At 61.0% G+C, this 22,416-nt stretch carries 23 protein-coding genes and 1 tRNA gene; 16 read left to right on the top strand and 8 right to left on the bottom strand.

The features are described from left to right. Both QM649_RS15745 and QM649_RS15740 read left to right on the top strand, forming a co-directional pair. A partial coding sequence (locus tag QM649_RS15745; protein WP_415200011.1) for a hypothetical protein occupies window positions 1–1,063 on the top strand: 1,063 nt, incomplete at its 5' end. Between the two features lie 17 nt (window positions 1,064–1,080). Further along, window positions 1,081–2,160 (top strand): hypothetical protein, encoded by a 1,080-nt coding sequence (locus QM649_RS15740; protein ID WP_415200010.1) that lies wholly within the window; start codon window positions 1,081–1,083, stop codon window positions 2,158–2,160. A gap of 98 nt (window positions 2,161–2,258) precedes the next feature. On the opposite strand, the gene QM649_RS15735 is transcribed toward QM649_RS15740, so the two are convergent. Beyond that, the gene (locus tag QM649_RS15735; RefSeq protein ID WP_415200009.1) at window positions 2,259–2,786 is read right to left on the bottom strand and encodes a peptidylprolyl isomerase; all 528 of its coding nucleotides are present in this window, start codon (window positions 2,784–2,786) and stop codon (window positions 2,259–2,261) included. 84 nt (window positions 2,787–2,870) lie between these two features. Next, complete coding sequence (locus QM649_RS15730) at window positions 2,871–3,650, bottom strand: peptidylprolyl isomerase (protein WP_415200008.1); 780 nt, start codon at window positions 3,648–3,650, stop codon at window positions 2,871–2,873. Between the two features lie 265 nt (window positions 3,651–3,915). Here QM649_RS15730 and QM649_RS15725 point away from each other — a divergent pair, with 265 nt between their 5' ends. Together QM649_RS15725 and QM649_RS15720 are read left to right on the top strand one after the other, a co-directional pair. Next, window positions 3,916–5,211: a hypothetical protein gene (locus QM649_RS15725; RefSeq protein WP_415200007.1), complete on the top strand. Its 1,296-nt coding sequence runs from the start codon at window positions 3,916–3,918 to the stop codon at window positions 5,209–5,211. Continuing rightward, complete coding sequence (locus QM649_RS15720; protein WP_415200006.1) at window positions 5,208–5,945, top strand: tyrosine-protein kinase family protein; 738 nt, start codon at window positions 5,208–5,210, stop codon at window positions 5,943–5,945. The genes QM649_RS15725 and QM649_RS15720 overlap by 4 nt, the downstream gene beginning before the upstream one ends. A gap of 54 nt (window positions 5,946–5,999) precedes the next feature. On the opposite strand, the gene QM649_RS15715 is transcribed toward QM649_RS15720, so the two are convergent. Further along, entirely contained in the window at window positions 6,000–7,259 is a 1,260-nt protein-coding gene (locus QM649_RS15715) for a dipeptidase (RefSeq protein ID WP_415200005.1), read from the bottom strand. Window positions 7,260–7,415: 156 nt separating this feature from the next. Between QM649_RS15715 and ispG the strand changes: the two genes are divergently transcribed. Both ispG and QM649_RS15705 read left to right on the top strand, forming a co-directional pair. Next, window positions 7,416–8,666 (top strand): flavodoxin-dependent (E)-4-hydroxy-3-methylbut-2-enyl-diphosphate synthase, encoded by a 1,251-nt coding sequence (gene ispG / locus QM649_RS15710; protein WP_415200004.1) that lies wholly within the window; start codon window positions 7,416–7,418, stop codon window positions 8,664–8,666. A 65-nt stretch (window positions 8,667–8,731) separates the two neighbouring features. Further along, window positions 8,732–9,901, top strand: coding sequence for a glycosyltransferase family 4 protein (locus QM649_RS15705; RefSeq protein ID WP_415200013.1), 1,170 nt, complete (start codon window positions 8,732–8,734; stop codon window positions 9,899–9,901). Window positions 9,902–9,912: 11 nt separating this feature from the next. Here the strand turns inward: QM649_RS15705 and QM649_RS15700 are convergent, their stop codons facing one another. From QM649_RS15700 to QM649_RS15690, 3 genes are all read right to left on the bottom strand, one after another. After that, window positions 9,913–10,911: a zinc-dependent alcohol dehydrogenase family protein gene (locus QM649_RS15700; RefSeq protein WP_415200003.1), complete on the bottom strand. Its 999-nt coding sequence runs from the start codon at window positions 10,909–10,911 to the stop codon at window positions 9,913–9,915. Window positions 10,912–10,938: 27 nt separating this feature from the next. Further along, window positions 10,939–11,015 (bottom strand) — tRNA-Arg (locus QM649_RS15695). A 116-nt stretch (window positions 11,016–11,131) separates the two neighbouring features. After that, a complete protein-coding gene (locus QM649_RS15690) occupies window positions 11,132–12,259 on the bottom strand; it encodes a diguanylate cyclase domain-containing protein (protein ID WP_415200002.1) in 1,128 nt (375 codons plus the stop codon). On the opposite strand from QM649_RS15690, the gene QM649_RS15685 reads away from it, so the two are divergent. The 3 genes from QM649_RS15685 (at window position 12,258) to mtnA (ending at window position 14,437) form a co-directional block, all read left to right on the top strand. Beyond that, on the top strand, window positions 12,258–12,470 hold the full coding sequence (locus QM649_RS15685; RefSeq protein WP_415200001.1) for a hypothetical protein: 213 nt from the start codon (window positions 12,258–12,260) through the stop codon (window positions 12,468–12,470). The genes QM649_RS15690 and QM649_RS15685 overlap by 2 nt on opposite strands. A 113-nt stretch (window positions 12,471–12,583) precedes the next feature. Further along, entirely contained in the window at window positions 12,584–12,877 is a 294-nt protein-coding gene (locus tag QM649_RS15680; protein WP_415200000.1) for a hypothetical protein, read from the top strand. Window positions 12,878–13,384: 507 nt separating this feature from the next. Continuing rightward, a complete protein-coding gene (gene mtnA, locus QM649_RS15675; RefSeq protein WP_415199999.1) occupies window positions 13,385–14,437 on the top strand; it encodes an S-methyl-5-thioribose-1-phosphate isomerase in 1,053 nt (350 codons plus the stop codon). A gap of 102 nt (window positions 14,438–14,539) precedes the next feature. On the opposite strand, the gene QM649_RS15670 is transcribed toward mtnA, so the two are convergent. Further along, complete coding sequence (locus QM649_RS15670) at window positions 14,540–14,827, bottom strand: permease (protein ID WP_415199998.1); 288 nt, start codon at window positions 14,825–14,827, stop codon at window positions 14,540–14,542. Window positions 14,828–14,853: 26 nt separating this feature from the next. Between QM649_RS15670 and QM649_RS15665 the strand changes: the two genes are divergently transcribed. The 6 genes from QM649_RS15665 (at window position 14,854) to QM649_RS15640 (ending at window position 19,842) form a co-directional block, all read left to right on the top strand. Next, window positions 14,854–15,552, top strand: coding sequence for a CoA transferase subunit B (locus QM649_RS15665; RefSeq protein ID WP_415199997.1), 699 nt, complete (start codon window positions 14,854–14,856; stop codon window positions 15,550–15,552). Window positions 15,553–15,563: 11 nt separating this feature from the next. Beyond that, window positions 15,564–15,887, top strand: a complete 324-nt coding sequence (locus QM649_RS15660) for a hypothetical protein (RefSeq protein ID WP_415199996.1) — start codon at window positions 15,564–15,566, stop codon at window positions 15,885–15,887. Window positions 15,888–15,953: 66 nt separating this feature from the next. Beyond that, a complete protein-coding gene (locus tag QM649_RS15655; protein WP_415200012.1) occupies window positions 15,954–16,724 on the top strand; it encodes a thiazole synthase in 771 nt (256 codons plus the stop codon). Between the two features lie 114 nt (window positions 16,725–16,838). After that, a complete protein-coding gene (gene ruvC, locus QM649_RS15650) occupies window positions 16,839–17,342 on the top strand; it encodes a crossover junction endodeoxyribonuclease RuvC (RefSeq protein WP_415199995.1) in 504 nt (167 codons plus the stop codon). Next, window positions 17,339–18,022 carry a hypothetical protein gene (locus tag QM649_RS15645; protein ID WP_415199994.1) on the top strand — a complete coding sequence of 228 codons (684 nt, stop codon included), beginning with the start codon at window positions 17,339–17,341 and terminating at the stop codon, window positions 18,020–18,022. Before ruvC ends, QM649_RS15645 begins: the two co-directional genes overlap by 4 nt. A gap of 242 nt (window positions 18,023–18,264) precedes the next feature. Beyond that, window positions 18,265–19,842, top strand: coding sequence for a DUF6600 domain-containing protein (locus QM649_RS15640; RefSeq protein ID WP_415199993.1), 1,578 nt, complete (start codon window positions 18,265–18,267; stop codon window positions 19,840–19,842). A gap of 58 nt (window positions 19,843–19,900) precedes the next feature. On the opposite strand, the gene rsmA is transcribed toward QM649_RS15640, so the two are convergent. Further along, a complete protein-coding gene (rsmA, locus tag QM649_RS15635) occupies window positions 19,901–20,716 on the bottom strand; it encodes a 16S rRNA (adenine(1518)-N(6)/adenine(1519)-N(6))-dimethyltransferase RsmA (protein ID WP_415199992.1) in 816 nt (271 codons plus the stop codon). A gap of 135 nt (window positions 20,717–20,851) precedes the next feature. Here rsmA and glgA point away from each other — a divergent pair, with 135 nt between their 5' ends. Further along, window positions 20,852–22,309, top strand: coding sequence for a glycogen synthase GlgA (glgA, locus tag QM649_RS15630; RefSeq protein WP_415199991.1), 1,458 nt, complete (start codon window positions 20,852–20,854; stop codon window positions 22,307–22,309). Window positions 22,310–22,416: the final 107 nt, after the last annotated feature.

Raw genomic sequence — 22,416 nt, 5'->3', positions numbered from 1 at the left:
TCCAATCTTCGGGCTGGATTTCAAACTCGACTCCACCCCGCGGCTTTACACCCTGATTCTTCTCGGAACAGCAGCGATGATGCTGGCCTTTCGCGCCGGGGTCATTTCCTACATGGGTGCGGTCATCGACGCAGGTCACCTGAGCGTGGGTGCGGATGCGGCCTCATGGTTCCTGCCTCCTCTGACATCTATCTCGGCGGCCGAGTTCCTCAGATATCCCGGACTAGGCTGGCGCAAATGGCTGCTCGGAGCCTGCGCTCTCAGCCTTCTCGTGATGCAGGCGATAACCGGTCGGCGAGTGCTGGTTTATACGTGTGCGATGACGATCTTTATGGCTCGCATCTTAGGGCTTCGCCTTTTCGGGAATCTGCGGCGTCAGTTTCTCGTGCTGGCGGGCGTCGCCGTCCTCATTTTGGTCCTTTCCTTAGGATTCATGCTGTTGCGCATGGCAGGCTATGGCAGAGGAGATGCTGATGTGAGTCTCTCCGAGCGTGTAGCCATTGCTTCACTCTGGGTTGAAAACGGCACGGCCTTCGATCGCGCATTGTCTTCAACACAGGAAAATGTCCAGACGCGGACCTTCATTCTCGGATTCTTCTCCGAACTGCTGGGGCGCAGTGAACGGCTGGAACCCGCGTTGGGCCAGGATGCTTACGCTCAGATTCAGACGGCCGTGCCTTCCGCCATCAATCCGCATAAGGATCGATATCTGGCTGAAGAACAGATGGCAGATCTGCTTTTCGGCTTTACGTATGTCGACGAGGCAAACTCCATCCTTACGGCAGGCGCATTGGATTTTGGGATGATCGGGGTCATCCTGTATCCCATCATTCTCGCCTGGGGATTGCGTCACGTGGTCGAGTTCATTTCTGGATTTCTACATCCACTCTCTGCGCTCTTTCTCGTGATGACATGCCTTTTTCAGACACTCGCTACCGAAAATGGCATCACAAGCTTTTTCGTCACGATTCTCCACGGGTGCATTTTTCTTGCCGTGCTCGAACTGTTTTTCCGGTTTCCCGCATTCCGAATGCGCCCTGCGGCGCGGACAGCCGGCCTCTGATGACTAGAGGATCGCTTGTGTTCCTGGTCGCTCGTCAACGTCTGATACTGGCAGCCTGTCTCTTGACTGGCTCTGCGACGGCGGCGTTCGGGCAATTGACTTCGGGTGAGCCTGCTTCGATGTCCAGCGTGACGCAGGGAACCGTATTGACCACGCCGATTTCATCTGCGGCAACAGTTTCGCTCAGTACTTCGGCGATTGCAGATGTGCCCGGATCGGATGTCAATGTCGACATTCTTGGCCTCGACAAAGAGCTCACATCGAAGTCAGATGTTTCGAGCGAGGCGCTTCAGCCGCTCCCACGGCCGGATATGAACGGGGCAAGTTTCGGACGCAGCAATTCCTTCATGTTTACGGCAGGCTTCGGCATCGATGCCTTCTCCCGTTTCGATGCTTCCCATGAATCCGTCCTTGCTCGGGGAGTGGGCGAATCAGATGCGACGAGGGCAGGCCAGGCAAAGCCGTCAAAAAAGGACGACAGAGAGACGAATGCAAGTCCAGAGGAAACGGAAAAGACGAGCTTTCGCGTCGATACCACGACAGCGATGCCGGTTACCTTGTCGGCGGGATATGGGGCGACGGGAACTGCGATTCACTCGGTTGCTCGAGACTCTGCTATCGCTTTAGGGGACTATGAGAAGCAGGACAGCCGTTCTACTTCCACGCTTGCCAGCAGGGTAAAAACGCCTTCGGGGAATGCAACCCTCTCGGCGAGTGGATTTCCTGACAGCACCATGGGGACCGCGTTGCTCAGTCCGCCGGACGCCCAAGTCTCTGACCGGAGCGCTCCTGCGGATGAAGGGCTTGCTTTTGGATCCTTCGACCTGAACAACAAGACGTTTCTGAACCCGTCGCTGACGGCTCATCGTGGCGAGTTCTTTCAACGTGACCGCGTGCGCCGCAAGCAAGACCAGGAAGCGGCAAAGCAGATGGGCCTGCCATCGACGCAGATCACGAACGGCCTCGCAGACAGGGGCGGAATACAGAAAGAACATGGATTGGATTCAGGGCTGGGGATGAAGTCGATACAGAGTAAACCCCTGTCGAATGGGCTCACATCGGACCCGCTTTCTGTGCAGCTTTATTCTCCAAACTAAAGTTTGCGTTGTGTTGACCCGATACCGAGGCGCAAATAATACGAGCTCCGCTGTGCAACTGCCAGCGGAGCTCATATTATTTCCAGCCAAAGGTTGTTCTAGACGCGCTCGATGACGAGAGATTCAATCTGGACGGGCTTGTGCGGCTTGTCCTGTCCGTTGCGGGCGACCTTCGAGATCTTCTCCACGATGTCCTGGCCTTCGACCACTTCACCGAAGATAGTGTGACGGCCGGTGAGCCATTCGGTGTTCGCCACGGTGATGAAGAACTGCGAGCCGTTGGTGTTCGGACCGGCGTTGGCCATGGCCAGCTTGCCGGGCTTGTCGAAGCGGTGCGACGAGCCCTTGGTCTCATCTTCAAAGCGATAGCCGGGGCCGCCGAAGCCGGAGCCTGCCGGATCGCCGCCCTGGATCATGAAGTCGGGAATCACACGGTGGAAGATGGTGCCGTCGTAGAGCTTGTCCTTGCTCTTCACATTGCTGACCGGGTGAGTCCACTCGCGGCCGCCTTCGGCCAACTCGATGAAGTTCGCAACCGTTTTGGGCGCGTCCTTTTCAAAGAGGCGAGTAACGATCTTGCCTTCGGTGGTATTGAAGACAGCGTAAGTTCCGGGTTGAAGGGACATGGTTTCTCCTTGGTCCTGAGATTCAGGGTGCTGAAGTTCCGGCTTCCGCGCGAGAGCTGCGCTCTCAGGGATGCGACAGCGTGACTAATGCTGCGGTTGAGGAGCGGGAGCCGGGGTAGCGGCTGCGGGGCCCGGATCGGGCGGCAGCGGTTGGCCATCCTGCACGATCGTGACTTTGTTGAGGATGACAGGGGTGAGAGGTTTGTCGTTCGGATCGCGCTCGACGCGGGCGATGGACTGCACGATAAGCACGGCGTGATCGTCGCACTGGCCGAAGATGGTGTATTTCTGGTCGAGCTCGTCGTTCGGTTGCTCGGTGATGAAGAACTGCGAGCCGTCGGTATCCGGACCGGAATTCGCCATGGCAAGACGGCCGGCAACATCGAAATTCAGGTACGGATCGAACTCATCCTTGAAAAGGTAACCAGGATCGCCGGTGCCGTCGCCCATGGGGTCGCCGCCCTGGATCATGAAGCCTGGGATCACGCGATGGAAGGTGGTGCCGTCGTAGAGCGGCTTACCGTGGACGAGCTGCTTGCTTCTCGGGTCGGTCCAGTCCTTGGTGCCCTGCGCCAGAGCGATGAAATTGGCGACGGTGTTGGGGGCTTCCTTGGAGAAGAACTTGCAGGTCATGCGTCCCATGTAGGTGTCGAAGACCACAGTCGGACCCGCCGGCTGCGGACTCGGATGGACCTGTGTGCCGGGAGAGTCGGGAAGATCCTGCGACGAAGATGACTGTGCCGGTGTGGTGCTCTGAGCCGGAGTGGAGGACTGCGAGTCCTGGGCGGGCGTGGTCTGCTGCGAGTAACTGAGCAGGCTCGTAAAGGCGAGGCAGAGGGCAGGGATCCAGAACGAAACGCGCATGCTGATTCTCAAAGGACAAGAGTACATGATCGAGGGAAGGAGGGAAATTCAGGCGCATGACGCGAGCGAAGTAATGGAAGCAAGATTTCAAAAGTAACGATCACCGAATCTGAAGAGGTGCATTCCCCGCAGATAACTGCGGCCTTCCCATAGCAAAGCGTTGTATAAGGCTTGCAAAGCCAAGAAACGCATTGCAGCGCGACGAAAGATATTGCTGCGGGGCAGTACGGCGGAACAGGAGAACAACGGCCGTAAGCCGTGCGATATGAACGCTGGAATTCTACGAAAGCGTCTGACAAGTATTCCCCCAGGGCACTGGCTGGTAGCGCTTCTTCTTGGAGCGGTGGCTGGTGGGGCGGCCTATTGGGAGTGGACCCGGCTCCCGTCTGATTACCTTGCGTCATCTCTGCTCTCCTATGAAAGCCCGAAACAGTTTCTGGCCGATCAACCCGCGGCTGAGACGTCGATTGTGGAGACCGCCGGTGGCATTTTGACCGCCAATCGACTCAACGCCATCGCAGCCAGTACCCAGTTTGTGCCCGACGCAGATTCCTCGCCGGACGGAGCGGAGAATAGCCCGGGGCTGGCGCTTCGAGCGCAGATGGATCTGGAACAACCGGGCCCGGGTCTGCTCCAGGTCACGCTGCACGGACAGAATCCCGCAGCGGTGTTGAGTGCCGTGAACGCCGTTTCCTCCGCACTGGCTTCCTGGCGTGCTTCGGTTCCTGCCGCATCTCGTGCTTCGAAGACAGAAAAGGCCAGGCCTCTCCCCGCTGAGAGTGTCCGGACAAAGCCGGCCGGGAAACAGAGCCTGGCATCGCTGCGGTTCCAGGAACAGGAGATGGCCGAGCGTATCAGCGAGCTCAGCGCCGACCAGCAGCAGCTGGAGACGAGCACGGCCGACACGGGGACGGTAATCGATCCTGATGCAGCGCAACGCTCATTGATCGGTTCGAAAATCGCCACGACGAAACGCCGTCTCGAAGACTTGCAGCAGGATGATGCGGACGACGCAGAGATTGCCGCGGTGCAACAATCGCTGGCTGGGCTTCGCCATCAGTACTCGATGCTCCTTCCGCCTCCGGCGGGCGCCTCCCGGGCAGAAGAGCTGGATAGGATCGTGAAACAGCTGGCGCAGCTGCGATTGCAACACGGCACACTGGAAGACCAGATCGCTGCGCTGAGCAATCAGCCTTTGGCCACTCCTGCCTCGCCTGCGAATAGCGCGGAGGGCGAAACGAGTCCCCATCCCGAAAGGCCTGCGGCGGACGGAGCAGCGGCAGCGAATCCCGCAGGCACGTTCTCCGTGATCGCGTGGGGAGAGGGTCCTCACGTGAGGCCGAATCTAGAGCGGACACTGCTGCTGTGGGGCGGAATAGCCGGGGCGGTCCTGATAGCCGTGCTCTATATGGTGACGATCTTCCGGCGCTACAGTCCTGTGCTGGATGCGGGCGGCACGATGAAAGCCTTGCCGCCGGAAATATCCTTTTACGGCGTTGTGATCGGCAGTTCGAGGAAGCGCGCGATCCAGAGAAAAGCGATCCGGGGAGCGACGCGATGAGCACTTCTGCAGTGGTAGAGAGTCCCCAGATTGAAATGGGCACGTTGATTCGCAACGGGCCGCGGCAGCTTGTTCCGCTGGACGGCCGCTACCTCGATCCTGCTCTGGTATTCGCCGGCGGCGAAGAATCGCGCCGTTTGCAGGGCTATCTGGCCTTGGCGGCGAAGATTGCGGGCGAAGATGCGTGGAAGGCCACGCGAACGATTTTTGTGACCAGTCCCGACTCGGAGGACGGACGGACCAGCACTGCCTTTAATCTTGGCTGGGCTTTGGCGAGCCGGGCGGAAGAGGGTTCACTGCCGGTGCTGGTGGTGGAGCTGGATCTGCAACAGCCGTCGATGCGGCGCATGCTGGGCAATCCCCGTATCCGCTACGGCATCGATTGCGCGCTGCGGGAGATCGCGTCGGAAGAAGAGAGCACATTCACTCTGGTCAATGAGCGCCTGCACATTTCCGCAGTGAGGGATCGTATTCCGGGGAACCAGGCACGAAAGGTATTGCGCAAAGCCGAGCCATTCCTGGAATGGGCTGCGCAGGAGTATGCCTGGGTGGTCGTCGACTGCCCGCCGGTGCTCTCGAAACGGTGGACGAAGTGGCATCGGGAGCATGCGAAGGATGTCCTGCTTCTCGTCCGCTCTGGATGGACGCCGGCTGTCCGGGTACGGCGCGCGGCGAAGCGCCTGGGACAAGCCTTGCGCGGAGTCGTGCTGAACCGCTCGGAAGGCGCGGAATAAAGAGGGCGGAAGCAGGACTAACTGCTTCCGCCCTTTGTACTTTCTTGCCGATGTTTACTGCGGTTGTGCCTGCATCTCCCGGCTCACTCGTTCCACCTCGCGCAGGACGCGAAGCAGGTTGCCGCCGAGGATCTTGCGGCAGTCTTCAGGCGAGTAGCCGCGGGCCAGCAGCGCTTCAGTGATCTTTGGCAGATCGGCCGCAGAGTCGATGCCCTGGGGCAGCTGGCCGCTCACACCGTCAAAGTCCGAACCGAGGCCCACATGGTCCACTCCTGCGACCTTGGCGATGTGGTCGATGTTGTCGATGAGTGCGCTGAGCGGCGGGCGCGGAATGCGATCGGCATAGCTGCGCTCGAGCTTTTCGAGGTCGCCGTATGTCACCTGCTTGCCTTCGGCTGCATACTTCGCCTTCAGGTCAGCCTTCGCTTTATCGACTTCCGCAGACTGCGCGTTCGATGCGTTGCGATAGGCCTGCGAGAGAAACGCGGAGTAGTAGTTCACCTGCACCACGCCGCCATTCTTCGCGACTGCGCGAAGCATCTCGTCGGTCATGTTGCGGGGAGCGTTGGCAATCGCCCGGGCGGAGGAGTGTGAGGCGATCACTGGCGCCTTCGTGGTCTGAATCGCTGCCCAGAAGGTGTCGTCGGCAACATGCGAGATGTCGACCATCATGCCGAGGCGATTCATCTCGAGCACAACCTGCTTGCCGAAGGGGGTGAGGCCATCGGGGTTGTGCGGAGCGCCGGGCTTGTTCTGATCACCCGATGAGTTTGCCCAGTCGAGCGAGTTCGACCAGGTGAGTGTCATGTAGCGGACGCCGAGGCGATAGTAATCGCGCAGCAGTGGAAGCGAGTTCTCGATGGAGTGGCCGCCCTCGATGCCCATGAGTGCCGCGAGCTTGTGTTCGTGATGCGCCCGCTCAATGTCGTCGGCGGTGAAGGCCATGCTCATCTGGTCCGGGTGCTTCGCCGCCTGCTGGTAGACAGCATCGATCAGCTCCAGCGTCCGGTGCGCGTCCTGTCCTTTGTAAAGATCCGGCTCGACCCAGATGGAGAAGAATTCAGCGCCAAGATTGCCTTTCTTCGCGGCGTCGAGGTTCAGCTGGCCGCCGTTCAGCGGATCGGAAAGGTCGAAGTTTTCGTCGACGAAGCGCTGCGTGGTGTCGGCGTGGGTGTCGATAACGATGGCGGAGTCGTGGACCTTGCGGGCCTCGGCGGAAACGGTATCTGGGTTCACCTGCTGATTCCTGGGGGCGGGGGATGAAAATGCGGGTACGGCTGCGAGCAGCAGCGCGGAAGCGATGAGGGTCTTCATGGCGTGCCTCCATGGTACTCGCGGGTGCGTTGGGAGCCGAAACATTCTCGAAACAATCCGCGCTATACCCTAATTGACTGCATTCAAAGGAGATGCGTGTTCACGTCGGAGATGCCTGAAACCGCCCCGGTCGAGTAAAATGGAAGCGAGGACTTTATGCCGGAGATTCATCGCAGGAAGACCGTTACGGTCAAGGTTGGGAACGTTCGGGTGGGATCAGAGGCACCAGTAGTGGTGCAGTCGATGACCAACACGGACACCGCCGACGTCGCAGGCACGATTCAGCAGGTGGCTGCGCTGGCCACGGCCGGCTCGGAGCTGGTGCGCGTAACGGTGAACAACGACGAAGCGGCGAAGGCCGTTCCGTACATCGTGGAAGGCCTGGACAAGCTGGGTATCCAGGTGCCGATCATCGGGGACTTCCACTACAACGGGCACCTCCTGCTCAAGAAGTATCCGGAGTGTGCGAAGTCGCTGGCGAAGTACCGCATCAACCCCGGCAATGTTTCCGTGGGCCGCAAGAACGACGATAACTTCCGCACCATGATCGAGTGCGCGGTCGAGAACGACAAGCCGGTGCGCATCGGCGTGAACTGGGGTTCGCTCGACCAGGCTCTGCTGACGCGCATGATGGACGAGAACTCGAAGTCGGCCAATCCTGCCGATACGCGCGACGTCATGATGGAAGCCATGTGCCGCTCGGCGCTCGACTCCGCTTCTGCAGCCGAACGCTACGGCCTCGGTCACGACAAGATCATCATCAGCGGCAAGGTCAGCAACGTTCGCGACCTGATCGATGTGTACGAGATGCTGGCCGGTCGCTGCGACTACCCTCTGCACCTTGGTCTCACCGAAGCCGGCATGGGCATGAAGGGCATTGTGGCCTCGACGGCAGGCCTCTCGCCGCTGTTGCTCAAGGGCATCGGCGACACCATTCGCGTTTCGCTTACGCCGAAGCCGGGCGGTGACCGCACCGAGGAAGTGCTCACTGGACAGCAGATCCTCCAGTCGCTGGCGATTCGCAGCTTTACCCCGCAGGTTACGGCCTGCCCGGGTTGCGGACGCACGACCAGCACCTACTTCCAGGAGCTGGCCGAGCAGATTCAGACCTACCTCCGCGACTCGATGCCGGTGTGGCGCCAGCAGTATCCCGGAGTCGAAGAGCTAAAGCTTGCTGTGATGGGCTGCATCGTAAACGGCCCCGGTGAATCGAAGCACGCGAACATCGGCATCTCGCTGCCGGGCACGTTCGAAGAGCCGAAGGCTCCGGTCTATGTCGATGGCCGCCTGATGACCACCCTGCGCGGAGACACCATCGTGGCCGACTTCCGTAAGATCCTCGACGAGTACGTCCAGAACCGCTACGGTTCGGGCCAGACGGAAGAGCAGCTGGTGGAAGTGCACTAAACTGCCTACGGTGAGACTGCTTTCCTGGCCGTCTCACCGTATCTTGTCTAAGATCCATTTGAGGACTGGAGACCCGACTGACCGCGCAACCCTACCCCGGCCATCTTCTCCTGGTTACCCTCGAAGACCCGTCCAATCCAGATTCCTGGAGCGGCATTCCCTACAACACGCGTCTTGCTCTTGAGCGGCAGATAGAGAAAGTCTCGGTGCTTGCAGGCCTGCGTCCGAAGCGCACTCTCCTTCACGGGCTGCTGCGCGCTGCACTGGGACAGCAGCGTTATCCGCTCTATCTGACGCCGCCTGCGCAACGCCAATTCGCGCGCGAAACAGAAGACGCGATCCGCCGACTCAAGCCCGATGCCGTGCTGGCGATTTCTTCGCACTGCCTCATCCATATTCAAGATCCCGGGGTTCCGGTCTATATGATGACGGATGCGCCATGGCTGACCTGGAAACAGACATATCAAAGCTTCGATAAGATGCCCTTACTGGGGCCTCGCTTCGCCCGTCTCGAGGCCGCGGCTGCGCAGAAGTGCACTCGTCTCATCTTTCCGTCCCGATGGGCGGCAGAGGAAGCGCAGCGACTTTACGGAGTATCGCCGGAGCAGACACGCGTCCACCCTTTAGGAGCAAACTGGTTTCCGGCTCTTGACGGAACCTCACTCGATGCAGCGATCAGCGCGCGCTCCAGCGACGAGATACGCCTGCTCTTCGTCGGAAAGGACTGGGAGCGAAAGGGAGGGCCGCTGGCTCTCGACATCGCGCGCGGATTGAAGTCTGCAGGCGCCAAAGTTCATCTCGATGTCGTGGGCGGATTCCAGGAAATCCCTGCGGGCCTGGCAGACATCGTTACTGCCCACGGTCTATTGCGCATCAGTGATCCATCGGAGGGGCTGAAGCTGCAGCAGCTTTTTCTCTCTTCGCATTTCCTGGTGGTACCGACTGAGGCCGAATGCTTTGGACTGGTGTTTGCGGAAGCCCAGGCCTTTGGACTGCCTCCGGTTTCGCGCGCAGTGCACGCGGTCCCATCGATAATTGAAGATGGAGTGACCGGCATCCTGGAGCCGGTGGATGCCGCGGCGGATTTCTACGTCCGTCGTATACTCGCGCTCGCCTCCGATCGCCAGGCTTACCTTGCCATGGCGCGTGCGGCGCGGCAGAGGTTCGAGTCCTGCCTCAACTGGGATGCGTTCGCCAGGGGCGTGGTGGACGAAATGCGCATCTCCCTCCGTTGAAGATTGCGGGATTACGGCACAACGACCGCGGCTCCATCCACGGCATCATTGCGAACAGCATCCAGTGCGCGATTTACCTCGGTGAGAGGGAAGACGGTGGTACGCGGGCGGATGCGGATTCGATGAGCCAGGGAAACGAAGTCACTCGCATCCTGACGGGTCATATTGGCGACGGACCGCAGCTGGCGTTCTCCCCATAGCAGTTTGTCGTAATCGAACTCTGGAATGCGGTCGAGATGAATGGCGTTGATCGCAACGATGCCGCCCTTGCGCAGTGAGCCGAGTGCCGACACAACCACATCACCACTGGGCGCGAAGGTGACCGCCGAATCGAGTGGCACCGGAGGACGATCGAGCGCATCTCCGACCCAGGCCGCACCGAGTTCGCGGGCGAACCTGCGATGCGACTCGCCTCGTGTCGCGACGTACACTTCGCAGCCCCAATGCTTGAGCACTTCGATCGCGAGGTGGGCGGAAGCTCCGAATCCATATAGGCCCACGCGGTCACCCGGCTCGACCTCTGCGACACGCAGGCTGCGAAATCCGATGATGCCGGCGCAAAGGAGCGGCGCGAGGGAAGCGGCGTCCACATCCTCGGGGAGTGGAATACAGAAATCGGCGCGCGCGACCGCATACTCGGCGTATCCACCTGTTACGGAATAGCCGGTGAAGGTCGGCTGGTCGCAGAGATTCTCATGCCCTTTCTGGCAGAGCAGGCAGGTGCCGTCGACTCCGCCCATCCAGGAGACGCCGACACGCCGTCCGACGAGGCTCGCATCGGCACCAGGACCGGCCTGCTCCACGCGGCCGACAATCTGGTGCCCGGGCGTGATCCACTCGTGGAGCGGAGGCAGTTCACCGCTGGTGATGTGCAGATCGGTACGGCAGACGCCGCAGGCTTCCACGCGCAGCAACAACTGGCCTGGTGCAGGTACCGGCACAGGAATGTCTTCAAGAACGAGCGGGGTGCGGCTGGAAGGGTTCGGGCGATGGAGAACGGCGGCTCTCATGCGCATTCGATGCTGGAAGTAAGGATGTGGTGACCGGGGCAGGATTCCAACCTGCGACCTTGGCGTTAGGAGTGCCCTGCTCTATGCAACTGAGCTACCCGGCCACAATAGGTCAAGTTTACAACGGGATAGGCGTCCCGGCATGTGCACTCTGCGGTTCTCTCACAAATGAGAAGGACCAGGCATGCGAGATCGAAGCAGGGAGCGAATGGTGAAGATGTTATGCGTCGACCTTTCCCTGTGGAACAGGCGCATGCGGATGGAAATGCCTCAGGCCGTGGGAACTCTCTTTCACCTCGACACTGCGTGATCTCGTTGCCCGCTTGCTTGCATACATCGCTGCGTCTGCGGCGACCTCAAGCTGCTGGAGACTCGCTCCATCGTGGGGAAAGAGCGCGATGCCGAAGCTCGCGGTTCCGGTCAGCAGGAACTCCTGGAGCGGAAAGGGTGAGGTGAAGGCGTCGGCAAGGCGTTGCACGACTTCTTCGACTTCGGCGCGCTCATATACCTGTGTGATGAGCGCGAGGAACTCGTCGCCTCCAACGCGGCCGAGCGTGTCGCGGCGACGCAGGCGTTCGGAGAGGCGGCGGGCGACAGTCCTCAGATAGAGATCGCCGATGTGATGCCCGTAGCGGTCATTGACCCTTTTGAAGTGGTCGAGATCGATGTAGATGAGGGCGAAGCCGTAGGTGTGGCGTTCCGCCGCGGCCATAGCCTGGGCTACGCGCCGTTCGAACAGCAGCCGGTTTGGTAGGTCGGTGAGCGGGTCGTGCTCCGTGCGATGGATGAGCGCCTCCTGCATCTGCCGGTTCTGGATGGCAAGCATGGCCAGGTCGGTTCCCATGCGCAGAAGCTCGGAGTCGTCAGGAGAGGGATGGCCTTCGAGCAGGAAAGCCCCTAACCATTCCTCGTCTGCCGTGTGGATGTCGTAGCGGAACTGCTCCACATCGTCACCGGGATATTCCAGTGTGCCGGCAGAGGCGGAGGGCACCGTCGCCCCGCGGCGCAGGATGCACCAGCAGCGCAGGCCGCGCCGCTGCTCACTGATGAAGTTGACAATCAACGCCAAAACCTGAGGCAGGGGAAGCGTGTTGCCGATGGCTTCAAGAATGCGGCTCCGCTCGCGTTCAATCAGCGATTCCCGCGTCTGGCGTGCAACCTCGTCACCGATCGCTCTCTGCAATGTGCGGGCCCGGATCCGCATGCGGATGGCGTAGATCGCCGCTCCCAGGGAGATCAATAACAGCACTGCGCACACCGTGTTGACCATCGCCATGGAAATGCCGAGAGGCCAGAGCAGAGACGCGGCGGACATCCGGGATGGCAAAGAGGCCAGGAGAGAGACCATGGTTGTTGTCATCGTGCTGAGAGAGGAGAAAATAGCGTTCATCGATATCCGGATTCACCCGGAAAAAATTCTGCCTCATCATGCCAGCGATCCTTTCGGAATAAGCCCGTATTTTTCCGGGTTTCAGGGTACTTTTGTCATTTTGAAATCCGTATGGCTGATTTTGGGACAGCCTGTTTATGGAGTGAAGTTGTGGCGTTTGCGTGCTTGACGTCACTCTGCCGGTTCTGACCAGTGGTAGCGCTTCGATTTCCTCCGCAACTCGATTCCATGAGTCGGGTCTATTCCGGGCGTGTTCTCAGAACGCATGAAGGAGAGAGAGATATGAAACGCAAAATGATTCTCACCCTGGCAGCGGCCGCGCTGCTGAGCACGACTGCAGCCTTTGCTCAGGTCGTTGTGCGCGTCGCTCCGCCCCCGCCAATTGTGGAACGCCGTCCGATTGCACCTGGGCCGCGTTATGTGTGGGTGGATGGGTATCACCGCTGGGATGGCCACCGCTATATCTGGGTAGGCGGCCGCTGGGCAGTTCCACCGCGTCCGGGAGTGATTTGGGTTCCGGGTCACTGGGATAGCCGCCCTGGTGGCTATGTCTGGGTTCCGGGTCACTGGCGGTAGAGAAAGATTGCGCCCAAAACTATGCGGGAGCCACGCTCGTGGCTCCCGCATAGGGTCGGTACAGTTCTATCGATCTTCTCAGTCCGCTGCGACGGGCAGGCTCTTCTTCCGGACGCGGACGCCGCGGCTCTTGAGGAGAAAAATCCTGCGGCATTGTCCGCATTCCCAGGGATACAAGCCGAGCCGGGGGTAAATCCGCTCCTGAAGAAAACCCAGGCGCGCAATCCGCGTGAGCTGGACTTCCTGACATCTGGGACACATTTTTCTGGTCTGTGGCATCGATACCCTTCGATGTTTGGAGTGTCATACGACGAGCGGTGTCATATGTGGCGAGATGGTTACTAAATGGGGATCTCTTTTCCTAGAAAATATAAACAGCAAATAGCTCAAAAACCAAGAGAAAAGCGTGCGCGCGATATCAAAATCTCGCGGAATTGTTCGCACCAAAGTAACGGGGTCTATTACTGGTCTGCAAGTGCGCCCGGTAAAGGATTTACACTGAAAACAATGATTCCCACACTCGAATGGACCTCTGAGGGAGTCCGGTTTCTGGACCAGACTCGCCTGCCGCTGGAAGAAACGTACGTACTGGCTACCACCTATGAGCAGGTGGCGGATGTGATCGTGACGATGGTTGTGCGTGGGGCGCCGGCGATCGGCGTTTCGGCGGCCATGGGCGTCGCCCTCGGCGTGGAGCGGAGCAAGGCGGCAACGGTCGAGGCACTGGAGCCGGAATTCCAGGAGATCTGCAGGAAGCTGGCGGGCACGCGTCCCACGGCAGTGAACCTCTTCTGGGCGATCCGCCGGATGGAGGATCTCTTCGCGGCTCTGAAGGCGAAGCCGGGCATCACGGTGGAGGCGATTCGCGAGGCGATCACCGCCGAAGCGGTGAAGATGTACGACGAAGACATTGAAGCCTGCAAGACTCTCGGCGCGCACGGCGCGGACCTGATGCCGCAGGAAGGCGGGGTGCTGACGCACTGCAATGCCGGGGCTCTGGCGACCTGCGGCTACGGCACGGCGCTGGGCGTGATCCGCGCGGCGGTGGAGCAGGGAAGCAAGCTCGAGGTGTACGCCGATGAGACACGGCCGTTCCTGCAGGGAGCGCGTTTGACCGCGTGGGAGCTGATGCATGACGGCATTCCGACTACGGTGCTCTGCGACAACATGGCGGCGAGCCTGATGCGCCACGGCAAGATCAAGGCCGTTGTGGTAGGCGCAGATCGCATCGCGGCGAACGGCGATGTCGCGAACAAGATCGGCACCTACGGCGTGGCGGTGCTGGCCAAGGAACACGGCATTCCGTTCTACGTGGCGGCTCCGTGGTCGACGATCGACCTTGAGACCGTGCATGGCGACGATATTCCGATCGAAGAGCGCGCCGCGGTCGAAGTGACGCACCACGCGGGTAAGCAGCTGACACCGCACAATGTGGGCATCGTGAATCCGGCCTTCGATGTGACGCCTGCCAAGTACGTCACCGCGATCATTACGGAGCGTGGCGTCCTGCGTGCTCCGTATGAGGAGTCGCTGGCCGGGCTGGAGACGGTCAAAGCTTAAGTCGTTCCGCAAAGATAGAAACGGAAGCGCCCGGCATCCCGGTGAAGATGCCGGGCGTTTTTGTTTTGCAGGCGCGTCGATCCGCCGCATCCCGCGCAGTCTTCAACCGGCGTAGGGATAGATCAGCAGGAACAGGATCAGGGTGAGCGCCAGCACGTCCATGTAGAGGAAGAGCAACACACCGCCGTGATAGAAGCTCCAGCGGAGGCGCAGGCAGCGGAGGGTCTCCCATGTGCCCCACAGCGCAGTCACGGCGAGGATGGCGAGATACCACGCGGGGTGTGGATGGGGAAATCCGGAGAGGATAAGGGCGAGTGTGAGGCTCGTGAGAACCACGAGTGCGCCGCGGAGCAGCGAGCGAGCGCGAAGGTGGAAGAACGCCACAGGCATAGAGGAAATGCTAGGATGCGAACGCCATGGATAGTAACCCAGCGGGAGCGGCCCTTGCAGCCGCCGGAGATGCGATAAAGCGGGAGCGGATCGTGCGGCGGGTTGCACGCGAGCTGCGCGACGGCTTCTATGTGAATCTTGGCATCGGGATGCCGACGCTGGTGGCGAATCATGTGCCACCCGGCATCGAGGTGGTTCTGCAGTCGGAGAACGGCATGCTCGGCGTCGGACCGTACCCGTCTGCCGGCGAGGAAGACCCGGACCTGATCAATGCGGGCAAGGAGACGGTCTCGGAGCTCTCCGGGTGTTCGTACTTTTCGAGCGCCGAATCGTTTGCCATGATTCGTGGCGGCCATGTGGATCTGAGCATTCTGGGCGCGATGGAAGTGGACGAAGAGGGCAATCTCGCCAACTGGATGATTCCCGGCAAGATGGTGAAGGGCATGGGCGGTGCGATGGATCTGGTGGCGAGTGCGCGGCGGGTGATCGTAGCCATGGAGCACACCACCCGCGACGGGCGGCCGAAGATTCTTGAACGGTGTACGCTGCCACTTACAGGGCGGCGTGTCGTCGATGTGATTGCGACGGAGATGGCCTGGATCCGGGTTACGCCGGAAGGGCTGATGCTCGAAGAGATTGCTCCGGGCATTACTGTAGAAACAGTACAGGCCGCGACCGGCGCAAAGCTGCGAGTGAGTCCGGAACTGCACGCAATGCAGGTGTGAGGGGAGTCGTTTTGGCGGGGAAGAATCTACCGTTTGCCGTGGTGAGCACGGCAATGTTGTGCGCGGCGGCGTTTGTCGCTTCGGTGTATTACCTGCGGCTGCCGGGTCTTGCGTGCAATCACCTGACGCCGCTCACGGTGCTGGCTACTTTGTCGGCATTTTTGATATCGATCTGCTTTCGGCAGATGGCGCGGTACAAGGAGCGGCCGCAGCGGCTGATTTTGGCTGGATGCATGGTCGTGGCATTGCTGGCGCTGGTGCTGGATTTTCGTTACGTGCGCCAGTATCGCGACAGGTGCGATGCGCTGGGGCAGGGGTTTTCGCTCTCACGCTAACGTCGGTACGGAGTCACTGTGACGACGAACACGCAGGACGCGCAAAATGCGCTCTACAATAGAGCCATGGAACCACTGGTGATTGCGGGCAAGGCTTTCCAGTCGCGGCTGATCGTTGGCACGGGAAAGTACAAGGACGGAGCGGAGACGCAGGCGGCGATCGAGGCCTCGGGCGCGGAGATGGTGACGGTGGCGGTGCGCCGCGTGAACCTGGACCGCTCGAAGGAGTCCTTGCTGGACTTTATCGATCCGCAGCGGTACTTCCTGCTTCCGAATACGGCAGGCTGTTACACGGCGGAAGAAGCGATTCGCGCGGCGCGACTTGGCCGCGAGGTAGGTCTCTCCGACTGGGTGAAGATCGAGGTGATCGGCGACCTGGCGACGCTTTACCCGGATGTTCAGGCAACACTTGAAGCTACCGCGACGCTGGTCAAGGAAGGCTTCACCGTTCTGCCTTATACCTCGGATGACATTGTGTTTGCGCGGCGTCTCATCGACGCGGGCGCGGCTGCGGTCATGCCCCTGGCGGCGCCGATCGGCAGCGGCCTCGGCATTCAGAACCGCGCGACCCTGCAGATTCTGCGGGAGAAGATCACGGAAGTACCTCTGATTGTGGATGCCGGCGTGGGCACGGCCTCCGACGCGGCACTGGCGCTCGAGCTGGGCGCGGACGGCGTGCTGATGAATACGGCGATCGCCGGGGCCGCAAATCCGATCCTGATGGCCGAAGCCATGCAGCATGCGGTGCTCGCAGGCCGTCAGGCTTACGTGGCGGGCCGTATGGCGCGCAAGCTCTACGCAACGGCGAGCTCGCCGCTTGAGGGCATCTCGCGCTAAGCGCATTTCTTCCACATGTCAGCGGCTCGCTTCGGCGGGTCGCTGTTTGCTTTTGCGGTACAGCGTTCGCTGCAGCTGCTGCGCAGATCGGAACAGAAACGATAGACTCCCACCATGCGCGTCTTTGGTATCGACTGCGGCACGGAGTGCACCGGCTACGGCGTGGTGGAGTGGAATGATGCGGCGCGGAATCCCGAGCTGCAGTGGCGCGACGCGGGCGGTATTCGTCTCTCAAAAAAGGACACGACGCCGCAGCGCCTGGCACAGGTCTACAGCGAACTCTCGGGGCTGATCGCGGCGCACCAGCCGGATATTGTCGCCATTGAAGAGGTCTTCTACTCGGTCAATGCGAAGTCCGCCTTGAAGCTGGGGCAGGTGCGCGGCGTGGCGCTGCTGGCGGCCGCTACGGCAGGGTTGCCGGTGGCCGAGTATGCGCCGCTCAAGATCAAGTCCACGGTGACCGGCTACGGTCTTGCGCAGAAGGAGCAGGTCCAGTTCATGGTGGCGCGCCTGCTGCGTCTCGAGACCGTTCCTGAGCCTGCCGATGCGGCGGATGCGCTGGCCATCGCCATCTGCCACATTCACCATGCGCAGACCTTCGAGGCCATCGCGCGATGAAGTGCATTGGACTCGCGCTTTTTCTGGGTGCAGTGTGCGCGACGGCTCAGGCGCAGCAGGCGACGATCACCTTTTCCTTCGAAAATCCGCAGCTGCAGCCGCCGAAGTATCGCATTACGCTGCATCAGGACGGGACAGGCCGATACGAGGCTGCTGCCGCGTCTTCGACGGCGGGTGTGGATGTGCCCACCAGTGAGGCCGCCGCGTTGACCCTGCCGGCGATCGATCGTGAGGTGAAGATCGCCGATCCGCTGCTTGGGCAGGTCTTTGCGCTGGCGCGTTCGCATCACTTCTTCGATACGGCCTGCGAGGCTCCAAAGGAGCATACGGCTTTTACAGGCAAGAAATTGTGGACTTACGAGGGGGCGGACGGGCGCGGCGCCTGCACCTATAACTACTCGAAGGACCCGCAGATCAATACGCTGGGCGCGCAGATGGAAGCGATCGCCTTCACTCTGGTGGAAGGGCAGCGCCTGGAGCTGCAACTGGCGCACAGCCGTCTGGCTCTCGATGCGGAACTCGAGAACCTGCAGGATGCTGTGAAGAGCGGCCGGGCTCTCGGGCTCCGGAATATTGTGCCGACCCTGAAAGCGATTGCCGAAGATCAAAACGTGCTGGAGCGAGCCCGGAAGCGGGCAACAGCGCTGCTGGCCGCTGCGGGCGGCGGCGCGAAGGAGTAACCTGTCTGGTCCCACGAAAGTCTCATGCAGACTTCAGGATCATTTGACAGGGTTCGTGCGTCTCAATAGAGGTGATTGTTCCGTGGACGCTGTTTTGGAAGCGGTTCAATCTTGAAATTCCGGCGGCAGAGACGACTCAGGCCGGGATGGATGCGTTTTCTGCCGGTGGGATATGGCGTAAGGGCGTGCAGACGCATGCCGGGCCAGAGGAGGTGTCCATGAGGCACCTGGGGAATCGGAACTTGAAGCACTCGTTGTGGACCCGGGCGATCTTCCCGGGATTTGTCTTTTGTCTCTTGCTGAGCGGCGCGGCGGCCTCGGCGCAGGATCAGGATACGGCTCCGCCGCCTCCGTCGGATGCGTCTGGACAGTCGGCGTCCGGCTCCGTGCGCGCAGTGCGTCTGTCGGACGTGGAAGGCAAGGTTCAGATCTTGTCTGCCGGACAGTCGGACTTCGACCAGGCGCAGATGAACATGCCGGTGATGGAAGGTATGCGTCTCCAGACCGGCTCTGATGGCCGTGTGGAAGTCCAATTTGAAGATGGTTCGGTGGCGCGCGTCGCGCCGAACAGCGCGATCTCGCTGACCGAACTGCATCGCGCCGCGGATGGACATACCGTTACGACTCTCACCGCGGAAAAAGGATTGAGCTACTACGAGCTGAATGGACGTTCTGGCGAATACACCGTGCGGATGGGCGGCGAGTCTCTGACCGCGGCGGATAGCAGTGTCTTTCGCGTGGATCTGGACCAGAACCCGGAAGTCGCCGTGATGCATGGCACCGTGAAGGTCGCCGACAGCGCCAACGGAAGCATCGATGTTCACACCAATCAGACGGTGAAGTTCTCGGCACCGAACTCCGCGCAGTACGACCTGATTCCAAGCGTCGAGTCGGACAGCTGGGATCAGTGGAACAGCGATCGCGACCAGGCGCTGGCGATGCTCGAGGAAAATGCGACGACCGCGCGCGCGGGTTCGGGCAATCCGGATGATCCGGCATGGAATGACCTCGACTATTACGGCGACTGGTACGACGTGCCGGGATACGGTCAGGGCTGGGCTCCGGCCGGTGTCGGTTCCAGCTGGGACCCTTTCGGCGTCGGTGCATGGGGCTACTATTCGGGCGTTGGTTACTCGTGGATTTCGGGCTATTCGTGGGGATGGTGGCCGTATCACTGCGGCGCATGGGATTACTTCGACAGCTTCGGCTGGATGTGGTTCCCGGGCAACTGCGGTTGGGGCAGCGTCGGCGCGGGGTGGTATCCCTACGCAACTGTGTGGCGGACGCCGCAGGGCTATCGTCTGCCGGTGCGGCCTTTGGCTCCGGGCCACGGACTGCCGGTGCATGGGCCCATCCGGCATCCGGACCCGCTTGTTGCGGTGAACCGCGCGCCGGAATCGGCGAGCCAGTTCCGCACGGTGGGGCAGGCCAAGCCGGTTGCGCGTGTCTTCTCACTCAACGGCAGCCAGATCCGCGCCGAGCAGGCGTCGGTGCATCCGTCGCAGTCCGGCCCCCTGGGCGAAAGCTATACCAGCTCACTGGTGCGCACCAATCCTACCTACCTGAGCGTGGGTGAGCGTGGAGGCGGTGTGGCAAGCGGCGGGGCGGTAGGCTTCAGCAACCAGGTCCGAGGCGCCTATACCGGCAACGGGCGTGGAGGCTACGTGCCGCCGGCGGGAGCGCATTCGTTCGTTCCGTCAGCTGGACAGCATTACTCCGCTCCTCCGGCTCCGCACTTCTCGGCGCCTGCGGCTTCTTCGGCACCGCATTTTTCCGCTCCCGCTGCGGCTGCGCCTTCGGGCGGCGGACGCCCTCACTAATACACTTGCAGAAACAAAACCGGCTCCTTCGGGAGCCGGTTTTGTTTCTGTGCCCGATTTAACGCGGTAGCTGTTTCCAGAGCCGCGCCATGGTGGGAAGATCCAGCTCTTCGGCTCGAGCCATGGAGGGAATGCCTGCAGCTTCCAGAGCCTTTTGCGCTTCCTGCGACCCAAGCCCCGCCGCACGCAGGTTGCTGGCCAGCGTCTTGCGCTTCTGTGCGAATGCCTTCTTCAGAAAACCGATGAACGCCTCAGGTTCTACCTCGAGTGCGGCGAACTGTGGCTGCATGGTGAGCCGAAGTACGGACGAATGGACATCCGGGGGTGGCATAAAAGCTTCCGGCGGGAGCGTAAGTATCCGCTCGACCCGTGCGTAGAGCTGCGACGTGGCGGAGAGTACGCCGTAGTCGCGCGTGCCGGGATGCGCCGCGACCCGGTCGGCGACCTCGCGCTGGACCATGATGACCGCGCGATCGACGTCCGCGTGGTAGCGGAAGAGGTGGAGCAGGATATCCGAGGTGATGTAGTAGGGCAGGTTGCCGATGACCAGCAGCGGTGGACCGTCCGCGCGGAGTGCGTGGAAGTCGACAGTGAGCACGTCGGCAGAGACAACCTCAAACGAGGCTACGTTCGCATGCTGCTCGGTAAGCCGCTGCGCCAGCACACGGTCGAGCTCAATCGCGACGAGCCGTCTGGCGCGCGGCATGAGCAACTCGGTGATGGCTCCGGCGCCGGGACCGATTTCGACCACCGTGCGTTCGGAGAGATCGCCGAGTGCGTCGGCGATAGCCAGAGAGGCATTCGGGTCGATGAGAAAGTTCTGCCCGAGCTTGGGCTTGGAGCGCTGTGCAGGGCGATGATTGGACCGGCTCATGCGTTCCTCCCCCGGGCGCGCCGCAAGACGTATAGACTTGCCTTGAATCGATGCTGTGTCCGCGATGATTTCACGGATGGATGCGACGTAACTGCCATCTTTGCATCATAAAGACGAGTACGGAGTCAGCGCACAATGCACATAGTTTTTGCCGCCTCGGAATGCGTTCCTTTTGTGAAAACAGGCGGTCTCGCCGACGTGATGGGCGCCCTGCCGGCGGAAATCGCCCGGCTTGGCCACCAGGCCACGGTTTATCTGCCTTACTACCGGCAGGTCAGAGAGAAATCCCCAGATAAAAAGCCGGTGATCGTCAGCCTGACGATCCCGTTCCCGTATTACAACCGCTTTGTGACGGTGCTGGACGGCGGCAAACGTGAAGGCGTGCAGTTTTATTTCATCGACTGCCCTGAGCTCTTCGACCGTGAATCGCTCTACGCGACACAAACCGGCGACTATCTCGACAACTGGGAGCGGTTCGGCCTCTTCAGCCGCGCAGTGCTCGAGGCCTCGAAGCAGCTGGGCGTGCCGGATATTTACCATGTACACGACTGGCAGGCGGCGATGATCCCTGTGTACCTGCGGTCGGTCTATTACTTCGACCCGGCGCTGCGGAATGCGGGCACGATTCTCACGATCCACAACGCGGGCTACCAGGGATGGTTCCCTCCGCAGACCACCGAGCGCCTGCTGCTGCCGTGGGATCTGTTCACCATGGATCGCGTGGAGCAGTACGACACCTTCAACTTCCTGAAGGGCGGCATGGTCTACTCCGACGCGCTGACGACGGTGAGCCCCACCTACGCGCGCGAGATCCAGACGGGCGAGTTCGGCTATGGCCTCGACGGCACGCTGCGCAAGCGTGCTGCCGACCTGCATGGCATCCTGAACGGCGTGGATTACACGAAGTGGGACCCGGCGACGGACCACAACATTGCGGCGCACTACACGCCGGATCATCTGGCAGGGAAGGCCGAGTGCCGCAAGGATCTGCTGCATGCCTTCGGCGCATCGCACGTGAACGGGGAGACGGCCGTGCTGGGCATCGTCTCGCGCTTCGCCACGCAAAAGGGCTTCGACCTGATCGCGCAGATCGCGCACCGGCTGCTGAACGAGGATGTCTATCTCGTGGCCCTGGGCACGGGTGAGCCGTACTATGAGGGGCTCTTCCGCTCCCTGCAGGAGCAGTACGGGCAGAAGATGTCCGTGAAGATCGCCTACGATGACGCGCTGGCGCATAAGGTCGAGGCAGGGTCGGACATTTTCCTGATGCCGTCTCGCTATGAACCCTGCGGGCTGAACCAGATCTACAGCCTGAAGTACGGGACTGTACCGGTGGTGCATGCAACCGGTGGTCTTGAAGATACGGTGGCCGAGTGGAACGGCGAGACGGGTGAGGGGACCGGCTTCAAGTTTCCGCACTACGACGCAAATGAGTTCTACGGTGCGATCGAGCGGGCGCTGGGCGTCTTCCGCTCCGACAAGAAGGCATGGACGAAGCTCATGCAGAACGGCATGAAGCAGGATTACTCGTGGAGCGGCCCTGCGAAAGAGTATGCCGCGCTCTATGAAGAGGTAGCCCGCCGGCGGAGTTAATGGTCTATCCGGCGCAACGGCTCACTGTAAAGCACTGAGCCTACAGAAAGCCTGTCATTCCGACCGGAGCGGACCGAAGGGAAGCGAAGTGGAGGAACCTGCAGTCA

The organism is Silvibacterium sp., from assembly GCF_047605705.1.
Classification (GTDB): domain Bacteria; phylum Acidobacteriota; class Terriglobia; order Terriglobales; family Acidobacteriaceae; genus Silvibacterium.
The sequence above is the reverse complement of the archived record's forward strand: the minus strand, read 5'-3'. Positions and strand labels throughout refer to the sequence as shown.

Bases quoted from the DNA above. Each gene is read 5' to 3' on its own strand.
- glgA (WP_415199991.1), top strand. From the start codon at position 20,852: ATGCACATAGTTTTTGCCGCCTCGGAATGCGTTCCTTTTGTGAAAACA.
- QM649_RS15700 (WP_415200003.1), bottom strand. From the start codon at position 10,911: ATGAGAGCCGCCGTTCTCCATCGCCCGAACCCTTCCAGCCGCACCCCG.
- QM649_RS15725 (WP_415200007.1), top strand. From the start codon at position 3,916: ATGAACGCTGGAATTCTACGAAAGCGTCTGACAAGTATTCCCCCAGGG.
- QM649_RS15665 (WP_415199997.1), top strand. From the start codon at position 14,854: ATGGATAGTAACCCAGCGGGAGCGGCCCTTGCAGCCGCCGGAGATGCG.
- QM649_RS15730 (WP_415200008.1), bottom strand. From the start codon at position 3,650: ATGCGCGTTTCGTTCTGGATCCCTGCCCTCTGCCTCGCCTTTACGAGC.
- QM649_RS15685 (WP_415200001.1), top strand. From the start codon at position 12,258: ATGGTTGTTGTCATCGTGCTGAGAGAGGAGAAAATAGCGTTCATCGAT.
- mtnA (WP_415199999.1), top strand. From the start codon at position 13,385: ATGATTCCCACACTCGAATGGACCTCTGAGGGAGTCCGGTTTCTGGAC.
- ispG (WP_415200004.1), top strand. From the start codon at position 7,416: ATGCCGGAGATTCATCGCAGGAAGACCGTTACGGTCAAGGTTGGGAAC.
- QM649_RS15645 (WP_415199994.1), top strand. From the start codon at position 17,339: ATGAAGTGCATTGGACTCGCGCTTTTTCTGGGTGCAGTGTGCGCGACG.
- ruvC (WP_415199995.1), top strand. From the start codon at position 16,839: ATGCGCGTCTTTGGTATCGACTGCGGCACGGAGTGCACCGGCTACGGC.
- QM649_RS15715 (WP_415200005.1), bottom strand. From the start codon at position 7,259: ATGAAGACCCTCATCGCTTCCGCGCTGCTGCTCGCAGCCGTACCCGCA.
- QM649_RS15655 (WP_415200012.1), top strand. From the start codon at position 15,954: ATGGAACCACTGGTGATTGCGGGCAAGGCTTTCCAGTCGCGGCTGATC.
- rsmA (WP_415199992.1), bottom strand. From the start codon at position 20,716: ATGAGCCGGTCCAATCATCGCCCTGCACAGCGCTCCAAGCCCAAGCTC.
- QM649_RS15680 (WP_415200000.1), top strand. From the start codon at position 12,584: ATGAAACGCAAAATGATTCTCACCCTGGCAGCGGCCGCGCTGCTGAGC.
- QM649_RS15720 (WP_415200006.1), top strand. From the start codon at position 5,208: ATGAGCACTTCTGCAGTGGTAGAGAGTCCCCAGATTGAAATGGGCACG.
- QM649_RS15690 (WP_415200002.1), bottom strand. From the start codon at position 12,259: ATGGTCTCTCTCCTGGCCTCTTTGCCATCCCGGATGTCCGCCGCGTCT.
- QM649_RS15670 (WP_415199998.1), bottom strand. From the start codon at position 14,827: ATGCCTGTGGCGTTCTTCCACCTTCGCGCTCGCTCGCTGCTCCGCGGC.
- QM649_RS15735 (WP_415200009.1), bottom strand. From the start codon at position 2,786: ATGTCCCTTCAACCCGGAACTTACGCTGTCTTCAATACCACCGAAGGC.